Source organism: Novosphingobium sp. SG919 (genome assembly GCF_012932495.1).
GTDB lineage: Bacteria > Pseudomonadota > Alphaproteobacteria > Sphingomonadales > Sphingomonadaceae > Novosphingobium > Novosphingobium rhizosphaerae.
Window position 1 is genome coordinate 427,299 of the sequence record NZ_JABCNG010000002.1, and the last position, 15,243, is coordinate 442,541.

The 15,243-nt window shown below is 64.9% G+C and carries 11 protein-coding genes; 8 read left to right on the plus strand and 3 right to left on the minus strand.

What is annotated here, in order from left to right:
* Window positions 1–78: 78 nt before the first annotated feature.
* Window positions 79–2,565, minus strand: a complete 2,487-nt coding sequence (locus FHT19_RS11960) for a TonB-dependent receptor (RefSeq protein WP_248290426.1) — start codon at window positions 2,563–2,565, stop codon at window positions 79–81.
* 211 nt (window positions 2,566–2,776) lie between these two features.
* Here FHT19_RS11960 and FHT19_RS11965 point away from each other — a divergent pair, with 211 nt between their 5' ends.
* Complete coding sequence (locus FHT19_RS11965) at window positions 2,777–3,781, plus strand: NADP-dependent oxidoreductase (protein ID WP_169475291.1); 1,005 nt, start codon at window positions 2,777–2,779, stop codon at window positions 3,779–3,781.
* Window positions 3,778–4,302 (plus strand): nuclear transport factor 2 family protein, encoded by a 525-nt coding sequence (locus FHT19_RS11970; protein WP_169475292.1) that lies wholly within the window; start codon window positions 3,778–3,780, stop codon window positions 4,300–4,302. The genes FHT19_RS11965 and FHT19_RS11970 overlap by 4 nt, the downstream gene beginning before the upstream one ends.
* Window positions 4,303–4,318: 16 nt before the next feature.
* Here the strand turns inward: FHT19_RS11970 and FHT19_RS11975 are convergent, their stop codons facing one another.
* Window positions 4,319–4,459, minus strand: a complete 141-nt coding sequence (locus FHT19_RS11975; protein ID WP_168557379.1) for a hypothetical protein — start codon at window positions 4,457–4,459, stop codon at window positions 4,319–4,321.
* A 60-nt stretch (window positions 4,460–4,519) separates the two neighbouring features.
* Window positions 4,520–5,446 (minus strand): LysR family transcriptional regulator, encoded by a 927-nt coding sequence (locus FHT19_RS11980; RefSeq protein ID WP_248290427.1) that lies wholly within the window; start codon window positions 5,444–5,446, stop codon window positions 4,520–4,522.
* A 240-nt stretch (window positions 5,447–5,686) separates the two neighbouring features.
* On the opposite strand from FHT19_RS11980, the gene FHT19_RS11985 reads away from it, so the two are divergent.
* The 6 genes from FHT19_RS11985 (at window position 5,687) to FHT19_RS12010 (ending at window position 15,094) form a co-directional block, all read left to right on the plus strand.
* The gene (locus FHT19_RS11985; RefSeq protein ID WP_169475293.1) at window positions 5,687–6,934 is read left to right on the plus strand and encodes an aromatic ring-hydroxylating dioxygenase subunit alpha; all 1,248 of its coding nucleotides are present in this window, start codon (window positions 5,687–5,689) and stop codon (window positions 6,932–6,934) included.
* Window positions 6,924–8,180: a cystathionine gamma-synthase family protein gene (locus FHT19_RS11990; RefSeq protein ID WP_169475294.1), complete on the plus strand. Its 1,257-nt coding sequence runs from the start codon at window positions 6,924–6,926 to the stop codon at window positions 8,178–8,180. The genes FHT19_RS11985 and FHT19_RS11990 overlap by 11 nt, the downstream gene beginning before the upstream one ends.
* Window positions 8,181–8,182: 2 nt before the next feature.
* Entirely contained in the window at window positions 8,183–9,772 is a 1,590-nt protein-coding gene (locus tag FHT19_RS11995) for an FAD-dependent oxidoreductase (protein ID WP_169475295.1), read from the plus strand.
* Between the two features lie 14 nt (window positions 9,773–9,786).
* Window positions 9,787–10,944 carry an FAD-binding oxidoreductase gene (locus FHT19_RS12000; RefSeq protein ID WP_248290428.1) on the plus strand — a complete coding sequence of 386 codons (1,158 nt, stop codon included), beginning with the start codon at window positions 9,787–9,789 and terminating at the stop codon, window positions 10,942–10,944.
* 84 nt (window positions 10,945–11,028) lie between these two features.
* Entirely contained in the window at window positions 11,029–12,957 is a 1,929-nt protein-coding gene (locus FHT19_RS12005) for a CocE/NonD family hydrolase (RefSeq protein WP_169475297.1), read from the plus strand.
* A gap of 1,315 nt (window positions 12,958–14,272) precedes the next feature.
* A complete protein-coding gene (locus FHT19_RS12010; protein ID WP_248290429.1) occupies window positions 14,273–15,094 on the plus strand; it encodes an alpha/beta fold hydrolase in 822 nt (273 codons plus the stop codon).
* Window positions 15,095–15,243 lie beyond the last annotated feature (149 nt).

The window sequence follows — 15,243 nt, forward strand, 5'->3', positions numbered from 1 at the left end:
TCCATGCAAAAAGGCGCGGGTGCCGCAATGCCGGCACCCGCGCCCTGGGTTGTCGAATGACGCGCTTGCCGCGTGCCGTCAGAAATTCTTGGTCAGGGCAATCTGCACCGTGCGGGGCAGGGCGCCGAAGCCCATGAGATCGGCATGGGTGGCGTTGGCCGTACCCGTGCCGCTGCCGGTCAGCGGGGCATCGACACCGCCGCTGATATATTGCTTGTTGGTCAGGTTCTTGCCGATGACCGCCACCTGCCAGTTATCATCGCGGGCGCCAAGGCGCAGCCCCACGTCGAGCAGGGCGTAGGCCGGGTTGCGCGAAAAGGACTCGCCAAAGCCGGATACGAGGTACGAGGAACTGTAGCGGGTATCCACGTTGAACCCGGCCTTCAGGCCATTGCCCACGGGGGTTTCGTAATTGAGGCCCAGCGTGCCGGTCCAGTGCGGCGCCATGCCCAGCGCCTTGCCCGTGAGGTTCTGGCGTGAACCGGTGCCACCGGCCGCGATCGGCGTGCCCGCCGTGGTGAGATTGCAGCCTTCGGCAATGCTCTGGCCGCCAAAGCACGGCGCCACGGGGAAATTGCTGTACTTGGCGTCGTTGTAATTCACGCTGCCGTGCAGGTTGAGGCCGGCAACCGCGCGCGGCGCGAATTCGAATTCCAGCTCTGCGCCCTTGGTCGTGGCGTCGGCGGTCAGGGTCTGGAACGCGACTTTGACGGAATCGAAGTAGTCGGTTTGCAGGTTCTTGTACTTGTAGGAATAGACGTTGAGGTTCAGGCGCAACTGGTGATCGGCCAGGGTGCTCTTGATCCCGCCTTCGAAGCCCTGCACGGTTTCGGGGTTGAACACGAAATCGGCGGCCGGATTGGCCGAGGCGAGCGAATAGATCCCGCCGTTGGAGAACCCGCCGGACTTGTAGCCCGTCTTGTACGCGGCGTAGAGCATCACGTCTTGCAGCGGCTTGTAGGTCAGCGAGAAATCGGGCGACCAGTTGTTGAACACCTGGTGCGCCGTCACCTTGGATGCCGCGCCCATCGGCCACACGCCGATGAACGTGGGGCTGGTGTAAGGCTGGATAAAGAAGCTGTCCTTGGTTTCATGGGTATAGCGCACGCCGGCGTCGAATTCCACCTGCGGGCCGATCTTCCAGATCGCCTGGGCGAAGCCGGAAATGGTTTCCCCGCGGGTATAGCTCGACTTGGTGCCGTCCTGGTACTGGTTGGTGCCTTGGCTGGGGATGTTGTTATAGCTGTAGCTGACGAACTGCGCGAAATCGCGGCGGGTCTTTTGATAGAGCACGCCGGCCATCAGGTTGACCGGGCTATCATAGTGCGTGAGCGCCCGCAGCTCGTTGGAAAATGCCTGCCAGCTGGAATTTTCCGTGGCCCAGACGGAACTGGCGCTGGAATTGAACTCGCACGCGCAGAGCCAGCGGTTGTTGTACCAGTTATAGTTGGTGACGTTGGTGATCGTCACCTTGTCGAGATCGTAGTTGAAATTGTTGGTGACGGCGGCAGACTTGTAGCGGTTGTAGAGACTGCCATCGCCGGCATAGGGGAAATTCTTGGCCACTTCCGCCGGCAGATTGTTCTGGTGGGTGACGAAGTTGAACCCGCAGGTATAGCCGTTGATCTGCGTCTTCCCGGTGGGGCAGCTATAGGCCACGTAGTTGTAGCTGGAATTGTTGGCCTTGTTGTAATCGAAAGAGGCCTTGAGCGTGTCGGTCAGCGCGCTGCTGGGTTCGTATTTCAGGGTCACGCGGCCCAGGAATTCGCGATTGCCCGGCTGGTCGCTGCTGGTGGGATTGGAGGTGTAGGTCGGGCTGGGGGTGGGCGAAAGCGGATACGTGATGGCAAAGGGCTGGGACACGTTGTCGTAATAGCCGCCCCAGGCCTTGGTGCCGCGCACCGCCACGCGCAGGCCCAGGTCATCGGTCAGGGGGCCGGATGCCACGCCTTCCAACTGCGCCTGCTTGGCCTTGAATTCATAGCTGGCCTTGGTGCGGAACTGCCAGGTGGGCGTGGGATCGGCGGTCTTGATCGAAATGACCCCGGCCGTGGCGTTCTTGCCGAAGAACAGCACTTGCGGGCCCTTGAGCACTTCCACCCCGGCCAGGTCGAAGAACCCTTCTTCCAGCACGCGGCCCTGGCCGTAATAGACCCCATCCACCACCGTGGCGACCGACTGTTCGATGCCGATCGAGGTAGAGGAGGAGCCGATCCCGCGCAGTGCCACTTGCGCGGCCGAGCCGTTGGAGGCGTGGCCCACGGTGAGGCTGGGCGTGGCGGCGGCAATCTTTTCGATGCTGGTGATATCGCGCTGCACCAGGGTCTGCGCGGAAATGGCAGTGACCGCCACGGGCACCGATTGCGCGCTTTCCACCCGCTTGCGTGCGGTGACGATGATTTCGGCCAGGCCTGCGTTTTCAGTGCCGGAATTTTCGGCACCGGCGGTTTCGCTGGCGCCCGGCGCGGGCGGTGGTGCTTCGGCGGCATGGGCCATGGCGATGGATGTCAGAGTCAGCGGGCCAAAGGCGGCCGCAGCCATCAGGCGATGGGCTTTGCGAGGCATCGTTCTCTCCCTGCGACGGCTTGGCGCGCGTCTTGTGTGGGTGTTCAGGCGGGTCGTTGTCGTTCTTGGTCCCGATGGCGCAGGGTTAAGCCACGTCCGGCGGCAGGCTCCCGCCTCCGACAATGAATAGGCCTAATCCTTTGGCTAGGTGGCGGCGTGTGGGCCAGCGGGCAGCAAACCACCCAACGGATAGGAGAGGAGGCCCAAGGCCATGGCGCACAACCGATTCTGGAGATTGGACGCGCGGCCGCAAGGCCACGATTTCGCCAGCGCGCTGACACTATGCGAAGAGGCATTGCCGCCGCTTGCGCCGGGCGAAGTGCGCATCGCGGCACAATACCTGTCGATGGATGCCGGCACGCGCATGTGGATGAGCGCGCGCACCGATGGCTATCAACCGCCGCTGCCGCTGGGCGCCAAGATGATGGGGCTGGTGCTGGGGCGGGTAAGCGAAAGCCGCGATGCGCGCTTTGCCGAGGGCACGCTGGTGCGCGGCTTTGGGCAGTGGGCGCGGTTCAGCACGGTCTTGCCCGATGCCGCCGGCCTGGTGGCGGTGGACGAAAGCGTGGCCGACATTCGACAGCATTTCGGCGCGCTGGGGATGAATGCGTGGACCGCCTATGTCGGCGTGCGCGAAGTGCTCGGCCTTTCAGCCGGGCAATGGCTGGTGGTTTCCGCCGCTGCCGGGGCCACCGGCAGCCTGGCCTGCCAGATCGGGCGCAACTTGGGCCTGCGCGTGATCGGCATTGCCGGTGGACCGGACAAGTGCCGATACTTGCTGGAAAACCTGGGGGTCGACCAGGCGATCGACTACAAGCACGAGGATGTCGCGGCGCGGCTGGCGCAAGTGGATGGCGGCGTGCACGGCTATTTCGACAATGTTGGCGGCCCGCTGCTCGATGCCGTGCTGCCCAACATGGCGCATTACGGGCGCGTGGCGGTGTGCGGGCTGGTCGCGGCTTATGATGCCGACGCGCCCCTGCCGGGGCCGGCGCGGTTTGACCAGATCCTGATGCGGCGACTGCGGGTGGAGGGGTTCTTCATTCCCGATTTCCTGCACCGCGGCGCGGAATTCCTGCCGCAGCTCATGGCCTGGTTCGATGCCGGGCAACTGGTTTCCTCGATCGACGAGACCGTGGGCCTGGAAAACACGCTCGTCGCCTATGACAGGATGTTGACCGGCAAGAGCCTGGGCAAAGTGATGGTGAAGCTATGATCGGCGCACTTGAAGATCCCCTGGCCGACTATTGCGCGCGGCGCGACATCGGCGATGCGCTCGCCCGCTACATGCGCGGGCTGGACCGGCTGGAGGAGGTGCTGTTCCGCAGCGCGTTTCATCCCGATGCGCAGATCGACTGTGGCGTCTATACCGGCGATCTCGATGGCTTCGTAACCTTTGCCTTCGGCTTCCTGGGGCAGATGCAGGCCAGCCACCACATGCTGGGGCAATGCCGTATCGCCATCCACGATGCGGGCCACGCCCGCGGCGAATGCTATTTCCAGGCGTGGCACGGCGTGACCGGTACGCAAGGTGAAGCGCGCGACCTGTTTATCGCTGGCCGCTATGTGGATGAATACGCTTGCCGCGCCGGGCAATGGCGCATCGCCCGGCGCACGCTGGTCAGCGATTGGGCGACCGATACGCCGGCAAGTGGAGCGGCATACATCAACGGCCCGCAGACCATCCGCAGCGGGCGCGGTGGCACAGACCCGTCGGATCGCCGGGCCCAAACCTGAGGCGGGCCCGCAGCGCTCAACCGCGCTGCCTGTTCTGGATCACGCTCACCACGAGGAAGGCGACGATGCCGATGGGAAACCACAGCCCGAACTTATGGGTCAACAGGCCGATCACGGCGCAGACCAGCAGGGCGCCAAAGGGAGTGAGTTTTGCCATTTTCGTATCGTAACATATTGAAATGAAATTGCCAGCTTCGCGCTTGGCTTCCACCCGGCCTTAGACCTTGGCCACGATCTGCGCCTTGTGCTCGGCCTCGGCGGTGTCTTCCTGGCCGCGCGGCTGGGCGAAATGGCGGATGATCCATTCGCGAAACAGGTAGATCGCCGGGTCCGACAGGTCTTCGGCATGCAGTTTGAGGTAATAGCCATAGCCATCGGCAGCGACGGCATCGAATGGCATTACTAGGTTGCCGGCGGCGATTTCGGGGGCGAACATGTCGATATCGGCCAGGACCACGCCCGAAGCGCCGATGGCATAGCGCACGGCGGAAAAGGCGGTGTCGAACGCCAGGCCGTCGGTGCAATCGAGCGCGATGCGCTGCTGGTCGGCATAGCTGCTCCACAACAGGCCGCGCGCCTCGCCTTCCAGCTTCACGTGCAGCAAGTCGGCGGAATTGAGGAATTCCTCCAGCGACTTGCCCTTGTGCTGTTCCCACGTGGCGGGGGAGCACAGCGGCGCCACGCGCACCATCCACAACAAGTCGGTGACCATGTCGCCCACGTTGGGCCGGTCGAACACGATCATCATGTCGAGATTGCCCGGCGGCGCTCCGGTAACGTTGGAGGTCGACACGTCGATGCGGATTTCGGGGTGCTCACGGCGGAACCCGTGGATCAGCGGCAGCGCGGTCTGGTAGAGCAGCGAGGGCGGGATATGCACACGCAAGGGGCGGCTTTCCATGTCCTGGTTGCGCACCACGTTGAGCGTCTGTTCCATCCGGTCCAGGCACTTGCTGACCACCGGCAGCAGGACTTCGCCCGCCGCCGTCAGCTTCAGGCCCGAAGCGCTGCGTTCGAAAAGCGGCTTGCCGATGAGGTCTTCCAGGCTGCTCACGTGCCGGCTCATCGCGCTTTGCGTCACGGTCAGCGCCTGGGCGCCGGCGGTGAAGCTGAGATAGCGGCCCACCGCCTCGAACGCGCGCAAGGCATTGAGGGGCAACCAGCGACGATTGATGAGCCCGTTCGGTCCGATGGTCGTGGCTCCCTTGAGGCATGCCTGGATCTGCCAGAAATGCGCGCTTCCTTGATCTGCGTCAATTCCATCGGATTTTTGCGCAAGCCCCGCCACGGCGAAAATCGCATGCGGGCATGACTTAATCGGATTCGCGGGCGCCGGGCGCGCCGTGCCAAACCCGGCGGACCATATTGAGAAGGACGCACAAGGGTGAACCTGGTCGACATCAAGGCCAAGCTGGACGAACGCCGCCCCGGCCACAGCCTGCCACAGGCGCTGTACAATGATGCGGCCATGTTCGATTTCGACATGACCGCGATCTATGGCCGCTCGTGGCTGATGGCCGGTTTCACTTGCGAACTGCCGGAAACGGGATCGTATTCCGCGCTCAAGGTGGGGCGCTGGCCGATCCTGCTGGTGCGCGACAAGGCAGGCGCGATCCGCGCGTTTCACAATTCCTGCCGGCATCGCGGCGCGATGCTGTGCAAGGAAGGCACGGGCCGCTCGCCGCGCCTGGTCTGCCCCTATCACCGCTGGACGTATAACCTCGATGGTTCGCTGTTGAGCGCGGCGCGCATGCCCGAAGATTTCGACAATGCCGAGCATGGCCTGCGCGAAGTGCGGATCGAGGTGGTGTCTGGCGTGATCTACATCTGCCTGGCCGACAATCCGCCGCCGTTCGAAGCCTTCCGGCGAGAGATGGAAGCGCTGCTGGCGCCGCACGACCTGGCCCATGCCAAAGTCGCCCATGTCGAGACGCTGACCGAATATGCCAATTGGAAGCTGGTGCTGGAAAACGGGCGCGAATGCTATCACTGCCAGGCCTCCCACCCGGAGCTGGCGCGCACCTTTCCGGTCAGCGCATCGGCGTATTTCGAATTCGGCGAGGCGGACCATGCCGCGCAATACGAAGCGCGGATGCAGGAACTGGGCCTGCCGCTCGGCCCGGTGGGCGAAGACTGGTGGCAGGCGATCCGCTTCCCGCTCAATCCCGGCATGCAGTCGATGTCGATGGACGGGCAGCCCCTGGTGGCCAAGCCGATGGTCGCGGCCGGCGATGGCGACGTCGGTTCGCTGCGCTGGGCGCTGGAACCCCACAGCTTTGCCCATGCCGTGGGCGACCATCTGTTCTTCTTCAGCGCGATGCCGATCGGCCCGCGCGAAACGCTGGTGACGGCCAAGTGGCTGGTGCACCAGGACGCGGTGGAAGGCGTCGATTACGACCGCGCCGCCCTCGTCCAGCTATGGAACACCACCAACCTGCAGGACAAGGAACTGGCCGAAAACAACCAGCAGGGCGTGGACAGTCCCGGCTACACCCCCGGCCCCTATTCGCCCGAGGCCGAAGTTCTGGTGGTGCGCTTTGTCGATTGGTACTGCGCCAAGGCACGGGAATACCTGGAGGAAAAGCTGGGCCAAGAAGCCCCGGCGGCGAAGGGCCTGAGCCATGCGGCCTGACGCGCCGGGCGTGCGGCCCGAAACCCTGGCGGTGGCGCATGGCTACGATCCCGCCAGCGCCGGCGGCGCGGCCAAGCCGCCGGTCTACCTGACAAGCACGTTCGTTTATGAATCCGCCGCCCAGGCCAAGGCCATTCACGAGGCCTATTTCGACGGCACCGGGCCGGAAGTGGGCCAGACGCATCACATCTATGCGCGCCTGGGCCATCCCAATCTCGATATGCTGGAAAGCCGGCTGGCGGCGGTGGACGGGGCGGAAAGCGCCGCCGTCTTTGCCTCGGGCATGGCCACGCACAGCGCGATTGTGCTGGCGCACTTGCGCCCGGGCGACAGCGTGCTGCATTCGCGCCCGATCTATGGCGGCACCGACGGGCTGCTGAACCAGTTCATGCCGCAGTTCGGCGTGACGCCGTTCGACATTACCGATGGCTGCGACGCCGATCACCTGCGCGCCCAGGCGGACAAGGCGCTGGCTGCCGGGCCGCTGGCGATGATCGTGATCGAAACTCCGGCCAACCCCACCGCGGCGATCACCGACCTGCCGATGATCGTGGCCCTGGCCGACGCCATCGGCGCGCGCACCGGCCGCCGCCCGGTGGTGGTCTGCGACAACACCCTGCTCGGCCCCTTTGCCCAGCGCCCCATCGCGCTGGGGGTGGACTTGTGCATGACCTCGCTGACCAAATATTGCGGCGGGCACAGCGATCTGCTCGCGGGCGGGGTTTCCGGGCGGCTTGGCCTGATCGCGCCCTTGCGCCTGCTGCGCACCACGCTGGGCAGCCACCTCGATCCCTTCACCAGCTGGCTGGTGCTGCGTTCGATGGAAAGCGTGCACGTGCGGTCCGATCGCGCGATGCGCAATGCGCGCGCGATTGCCGAATTCCTGCGCGACCATCCCAAGGTGGCCGGCATCACCTACCTGGGCTTCCTGCCCGAAGGCAGCCCGCAGCGCGCGGTGTTCGACCGGCAGTGCAGCGGCGCGGGATCGACCTTCTCGTTCCACCTCAAGGGGGGAGAGGCCGAAGCATTCCGCATGCTCGATGCGCTGCGCCTGATGAAAGTGGCGGTCAGCCTGGGCGGATCGGAAACCCTGGTGTGCCATTCGGCCAGCACCACGCACTATGCCGTGGCGCCCGAAAAGCGCCTGGCGGGCGGCATTACCGACGGCACCATCCGCATGTCGGTGGGGATCGAGCACGAGGACGACCTGATCGCCGACCTGGCGCAGGCGCTGGAGGTGGTGTGAACGTGGGCGACAGCAACGAAGCATTCACCGGCACCGATGCCCATGCCGTCAACGGCAAGCTGCCCGGCGCCGATGCGCATTACGATCTGGTGGTGGTGGGCGCCGGGCCAGCGGGCCTGGCCGCCGCGCTTGAAGGCGCCGCGCAAGGCGCCAGCGTGCTGCTGGTGGACGAGCATCCGGTTTCGTCTGCGCAGATGGGCAACGATGTGCCATTCTGGTTCGGCGGGCGCATGACCGGCGCGGTGCAGGCCAAGGCGCGCATGATCGAGCAGGTGTTCATGGCGCAGCCGCTGTTCGAACAGGCTTTCGACGCCGGCATCGACGTGCAACTGGGCGTCTATGCCTGGGGCCTGTGGCGCAACCGCGCCAATCTGGGCGCGCTGCCCGAGCCGATGCTGGGCCTGGCCGACGAGGAGCGCAGCTGGACGGTGGGCTTCAAGGCCATCGTGCTGGCCACTGGCGCGCGCGATCTGGCGCTGGCCTTCGATGGCTGGGCGCAACCCGGCGTGATGGGCGCGCAAGGGCTGCACGCGCTGCTGACGCGCTATGATGCCTTTGCCGGGCGCCGCGTGGTGGTGCTGGGGTCTGGCGACCTCGCGCTCGATACCGCGCAACTGGCGCTGGACAAGGGGCTGGAGGTGGCCGCGCTGATCGAAGTGCTGCCCGCGCCGCAGGGCGATCCCGCCAAAGTGGCCGCCTTGCAGGCCATAGGCGTGCCGATCCATTGCAACACGGTGATCCGGGGCGCGCCCAGCGGCATCGACGGGGTGCGCGCGGCGGTGATCGGTCCGGTGGGCGGCGATGGACCGGGGCAGACGCTGGACTGCGACACGATCTGCATGGCGGTGGACGTGGTGCCGGCCATCGAACTGCTCGACGTGGCGGGCGGGCGCATCGTGACCGACAGCGCGCGCGGTGGCCATGTACCCCAGGCGCTGGCCGGGCAGGCCGTGCCGGGCGTGTTCATCGCCGGGGATTGCGCCGGGCTGGGCCAGAGCGAACAGGCCGCCGCCGCGCAAGGCCGCGCCGTGGCACGCCAGGCTTTGGGGATGGAGCAGGCGCCTGCCGAATCCGCGCCGGAAGCATTCGACCGGCTGGCCTATCGCCAGGCCTGGCTGCGCGCGCTGGTGGCGGCCACGCCCGAGACCGTCCACGTGTGCCAGTGCGAGGAAGTGAGCCGGGCCGACCTGCTGGGCGTGCAACCGCCGAACTACCTGCCGCGCCCGGAAAAGCTGGGCTGCCGCAGCCTGGAAACGCTGCTGGCCGATGGCCCGCCCGATCAGGAACAGATCAAGCGCCTGACCCGCGCCTGCATGGGCGCCTGCCAGGCGCGGCGCTGCCGCGAGCAGGTGGGCATGTTGCTGGCGATGGGATCGAACCTGCCGGTGGAGCAGGCGCCGCGCGCGGGGTGGCGCGCGCCAGTCCGGCCGCTCGCGCTCAAAGTCCTGGCCGACTGGAACGAGGCCGATGCCATGCGCGAGGGCTGGGACGTGTGGTTTGGCATTCCCACGCAATGGACGCCCTATCGTGACATCGGCACCGAGCGCGAAGCGATGCACCGCGAGGCGCTGGGCGGCAACATGCACCTTTGATGACGGGACGCGGCATGACGAAATCGGCAAATGGCGCTTCGGTCATCGTGATCGGGGCAGGGGTTACGGGCCTTTCGGCGGCATGGTGGCTGGCGCGCTCGGGCGTGGATGTCATGGTGCTCGACAAGGGCGTGGTCGGCTGGGAAGCCTCCAGCCGCAACGGCGGTGGCGCCTCCCACTACCAAAGCCCGCTGTTCGACGAGGAGCAGCGGATGTGGCCGCTGATGGACGAACTGCTGGGCTATCCCACCGAATACCAGCGCGAGCGGGTGATCATTGCCGTCAGCGAGCGGCAGCTGCACCACTATCACTATATCGCCGGCATGTGCGGCGACATGGGCTATCGGGTGGACAAGATCGACGCGCAGCAGGCGCGCGAGATGGTGCCCTTGGCCGGGGACAACTGCCTTGGCGGCATCCACTTGCGCTTTGGTGGCCATGCCAATCCGCAGCGCACGGTGCAGGCCTATGCCTGGGCCACGCAGGACTTGGGCGGGCGCATTTTCCAGCATTGCCCGGCGCTCTCTATCGAGGTGGCCGGCGGGCGCGCCACCGGGGTGGTGACGCCGCAGGGCACGTTTGCCTGCGATGCGCTGGTGGTGGCCGCCGGGCCGCAGATTGCCGGGCTGATGGCGCCGCTGGGCGTTGACGTGCCGCTGGCCGCCGCGCGCGCGGAAATGATCGTGACCGAGCCGGCGCCGCTGATGCGCTGGGGCGGGGTGGACGGCAACGGCCTCTATGGCCGGCAGACGCTGCGCGGGAACCTCGCCTATGGCGGCGGGCCGCACGAATGGATCGACACCGATCCCGCCGGCCCGGCCGCGCGGCCTGCCACACCGCTGGCCCGCAATCTGGCGCGGCGCGTGGCCGAACTGCTGCCCGGCGCGGCGCACCTGAACGTGATCCGCTCATGGTCCGGCATCATCGAGAACACGCCAGATGGGCGCCCGATCATCGACCGGCTGCGCCACCCGGACAACGTTACCATCGCCACGATGTCGGGCGTCGGGTTCGGGCTTTCGCCTGCGTCTGGCCACGCGATCCGCGACCTGGTGATCGACGGGCAAGTGAGCTTTGCCGAAATCGACAAGCTGGCGCTGTCGCGCTTTGCCGACCTGCCTGTCGACTGGCGCAGCCAGCGCGGGTGGGATCCCTTCGCGCAGGCGGCATAATCGGCGCTTTTCTTTGCGGGATGCGGCGTTAGAAGGTTTCGCGCGCAACTGCCTTGCGCGTGTTTCCTGCTGAAAGTGCCCCCCATGCGCTCCATCCTGTCCCTGGCATCGGCTTCGTTTCTCACGCTGGCGCTGGCCGCCCCGGCCTTGGCGCAAGGCGCGGCGCCGGCTGCCGTAACGCCAATGACGCCCGATGTGGTGGACGCGTTCGATCAGGTGCTGCCGTCTGCCGATTTCATCCGGCGCGAAGCGATGGTGCCGATGCGCGACGGGACCAAGCTCTATACCGTGATCGTGATGAAGAAGGGCACCAAGGGCGGGCCGATCCTGCTCTCGCGCTCCCCCTACGATGCCCATGGATCGACCCATCGCGTGGCGAGCCAGCGCATCGTCGACATTCTCGAGGCGATGGACGCCGAATTTGCCGAGGACGGCTATATCCGCGTCTACCAGGACATTCGCGGCATGCACCGCTCGGAAGGCACCTATATCATGAACCGGCCGATCGCCGGGCCGCTCAACACCACGGGCATCGATGAATCGACCGATGCCTATGACACGATCGACTGGCTGGTAAAGAACGTGCCGGAAAGCAACGGCAAAGTCGGGATCATCGGCTCGTCCTACCTGGGCTTCACCACGCTGATGGCCGAAATCAACCCGCACCCCGCGTTGAAGGCCGCCGTGCCGGAAAGCCCCATGGTCGATGGCTGGATGGGCGACGACTGGTTCCACAACGGCGCGTTCCGGGTTTCCTCGCTCAGCTATGCCACGACGCAGGGGTTCAACAAGGGCGACGGTGGCGGCGAATTCGCGCTGGGCAAGGGGGATGATTACACCCGCTGGCTAGAAGCGGGATCGGTGGGTGATTTTGCGGCCAAGCTGGGCATTGCCCAGGTCCCCGGCGTGCGCAAATGGCTGGAAAACCCGGCCTATACCGATTTCTGGTCTCTCCAGGCGGTTGACAAGTGGCTGGCGGCCCGGCCCTTGACCGTGCCCACGATGATCGAAGTTGGGCAGTGGGACCAGGAAGACAGCTACGGCGCGCCCGCCGTCTATCGCGCGCTGGAGCCCAAGGACAAGAACAACGACATGGTCACGCTGGTGATCGGCCCGTGGCGCCATTCGGGCGCCAACCACGGCGGATCGAGCCTGGGCGCGCTGGATTTCACCGGGGACACCGCGCGCGAATGGCGCGTGAAATATCTCAAGCCGTTCCTGGACCACTGGCTGAAGGATGCGCCCGATCCGCATACGCCGCCCGTGCTGACGTATGCCACCGGCATCAACCAGTGGCAGGAAAGCGCGGCTTGGCCGATGGGCAAGGGCACGCCGCTCTATCTCGACGCCAAAGGCAGCGCCAGCTTTGCCAAGCCGGCCGCCGCCGGGCACGATGACTATGTCAGCGATCCGGCCCACCCGGTGCCGTTCATCCCGCGCCCGATCGACATGGAAGACGGCGCGCAGTGGAAGCCCTGGCTGGTGCACGACCAGCGCTTCGTCTCGGGCCGGCCCGACGTGGCCGAATGGCAGACCGCCACGCTGGACAAGCCGGTGCACATCATGGGCGCGCCCGAGGTGGACCTCTATGCCGCCACCACCGGCACCGACAGTGACTGGGTGGTCAAGCTGATCGACGTCTATCCCAACGACGTGCCCGAGGCAGCCGACCAGGGCGGTCGCCCGTCGATGGCCGGATACGAACTGCCGATCGGCATCGAGATTTTCCGCGGCCGCTATGCCAAGAGCTTTGCCCAGCCCGCTGCCTTGAAGCCGGGGCAAGTGGTGCACTACCATTGGGCGCTGCCCAACGTGAACCATGTGTTCCTGCCGGGGCACAAGCTGAAAGTGCAGGTGCAGTCCACCTTGTTCCCGCTCTATGACCGCAACCCGCAGACCTTCGTACCCAACATCATGTTTGCAAAGCCGGGCGATTATCGCAAGGCCACGCAAAGCGTGTGGTTCGGCGGCAGCACGGCCAGCGCCGTGGTGCTCCCGGTGGCGGCGCAGTAGGCGCGGCGGTTTAGAAAACGAACCGGTCGGCCCATCATAAGGTTGGACAATGGCTGGCAACGGTGTTGATCACGCCTTTGCGGGGTGCTCTTCCGGCTGCCGGACGCCGTGCGCACTTAGATGGAAGAGATGCCGAGCATAGTCTCGCAGAACGAAGACAGTCTGGGTAAATGGTACCTGCCTGCAATCGGACTGGCTGCGCCACCGATCGCAAGCAAGTTCTGAGGCATTTACACAGGCTGTTGGGCCGCTAGGGGCGCCTGCGTGGGGCGGGATTCCGTCCGCTCGTTGGCGCGTGAGCCGAAATGCCCAAGTTCGGTAGTTGGGGCAGCGGCGCTCTGTCGGACGTACTGCCTTGCCTGTGTGTCCTTGCAGCTTTATTGTTATGTAATGCAGCGTGGAACACGTAAAACGGCACGAGCAATCGACCCAAGCTCATCGATTTTCGACTACCTCGAGGATGAAGCAGGGTTATGGGTGGAATGTCCCAATTGCAAGGGCCCTGCCAATGTCGCCCCTAGATCGATGGACGGCCGATATCTTGCAAACATGGCGAATCTGACCTGTTTCAGCTGCTTGATGAGAAGAGAAAACAAGGACACGACAGACGAGGATACTCAACGATGCGGGAGTTGCGGCACCAGAGTTTCGATTGAAAATCCTGTTGCCAAACCTCGTTTGTCAGGAAAAGAGCCCCCAAACCGTCGATCGGGTTGTGGCTTTTGTCGTAGGCTCCAACAGGGCTGCGATCCCTTTTTTGGTCTCCCCTTGTTTTTGAAAACGAAAGTTGGCGATAAGGAACTATGGGCAGTCAACCGAAGGCATGCCGTTGATCTTCAATACTACCTTGGCGCTATGCTGCGCGAACGCGGGAAGGGTTTCGCACTGACGGCATTCGCACGGTTGCCTGCGTGGGTGAAAACAGCCTCAAGTCGCCCGAAGGTCCTCCATGCTCTAGGAAAGATGCTTTCCTTGGCAGATCGTCATCGGTTGCCGTAGTTTTAGACCATTCCTGACCTACCGGTGCAGGAGGTGGCGCCCAGGCAGATGTCCCACTCGATCGACACAAGCCCAATAAACGATTTCAGGCGAAGTGGGCGTACACCGCAACATTTTTGTACTCTGGACGGGGGCCAGTCCTTTGGTGATTGGCCCTTGGTCACGTCGCGCTCGCTTGAATGCCTGGACCAGCCTCGCTTGTGTTCTGGCCGCCCAGCACGCACTATGCGTTTCTAATTCTGCATAAGGGGTCGTGATGAGGCAGGCACTTTTACCTTTGTTGCTGGCATTGCCCGTCGCTGCCTTGGCGGCACAGATGCCTGATGCAGTGGTCGCCGATCCGCCGGTCGACACGCGTCACCCGGCCGGCCTGGCGGCTTTCGTCATTCCTTCTGCCGATGGTGCGCTGAACGCGGTGATGTATACGGCGGCAGGGGCTGGCCCCCATCCGACGCTGCTGCTGCTGCATGGTTTTCCCGGCAACGAGCAGAACCTTGACCTGGCCCAAGCCGCGCGCCGGGCGGGCTGGAACGTGCTGACGTTTCACTACCGCGGATCATGGGGCAGCCCGGGCAGCTATTCGTTTGCCCATTGCCAGGCCGATGCCGCCAATGTGCTGGCCTATCTGCGAACGGACAAGGTCGTCCGGCAATTTGCCATCGACCCATCTCGCATCGCGGTTGCCGGGCATAGCCTTGGAGGCATCGTTGCGGCGCGGGTTGGTGCAGATGATCCGAAAGTTGTTGGGGTGTTCCTGATCGATCCGGCCGATATTGCCGCGATCGGGCGCAGTTTTTCCGATCCCAAGCAACGCGAAGCTTTCCTGGTGGGGGAAGTGCGCGGTGACATGCCCCCGTTGGCCGGCACCAGCGAGGCCATGATCATGGACGAGGTGGCCCACGCGGGCCCGGCGTTGGATCTCGTGGCGACGATGCCCGCACTGGCAGGGCGCCCGCTGGCGCTCATAGGCGCCAAGCGAGGGATTGGCGCCATGGCGGCAACGGCAGCCGTCGCCGCGCGCAAGGCAGGTGCGGTCCATCTGGAGGCCGAGACGCTTGATACCGACCACAGCTTTTCCGACATGCGCATAGCCCTGGCGAGCAAATTGGTGAATTGGTTGGGTCAATTCCGGCCATGATCGCTGCCGTGCGGTTATATCTGGGGAAGGCCGAAGCCTAGGCGGCGTGGACAAATTCCACAACGCCACGGTTGCCCTGTAAAAGGCCCTGGCGAGGCGCGAAGCCGCAGGAAGAGCGGGCCTCTTTCAAGGCAGAGCAACGCTGCCAG

Excerpts from the sequence above, each read along its gene's own strand:
- FHT19_RS11970 (WP_169475292.1), top strand. The coding sequence starts at position 3,778 with ATGATCGGCGCACTTGAAGATCCCCTGGCCGACTATTGCGCGCGGCGC.
- FHT19_RS11965 (WP_169475291.1), top strand. The coding sequence starts at position 2,777 with ATGGCGCACAACCGATTCTGGAGATTGGACGCGCGGCCGCAAGGCCAC.
- FHT19_RS12010 (WP_248290429.1), top strand. The coding sequence starts at position 14,273 with ATGCCTGATGCAGTGGTCGCCGATCCGCCGGTCGACACGCGTCACCCG.
- FHT19_RS11975 (WP_168557379.1), bottom strand. The coding sequence starts at position 4,459 with ATGGCAAAACTCACTCCCTTTGGCGCCCTGCTGGTCTGCGCCGTGATC.
- FHT19_RS12005 (WP_169475297.1), top strand. The coding sequence starts at position 11,029 with ATGCGCTCCATCCTGTCCCTGGCATCGGCTTCGTTTCTCACGCTGGCG.
- FHT19_RS11990 (WP_169475294.1), top strand. The coding sequence starts at position 6,924 with ATGCGGCCTGACGCGCCGGGCGTGCGGCCCGAAACCCTGGCGGTGGCG.
- FHT19_RS11960 (WP_248290426.1), bottom strand. The coding sequence starts at position 2,565 with ATGCCTCGCAAAGCCCATCGCCTGATGGCTGCGGCCGCCTTTGGCCCG.
- FHT19_RS12000 (WP_248290428.1), top strand. The coding sequence starts at position 9,787 with ATGACGAAATCGGCAAATGGCGCTTCGGTCATCGTGATCGGGGCAGGG.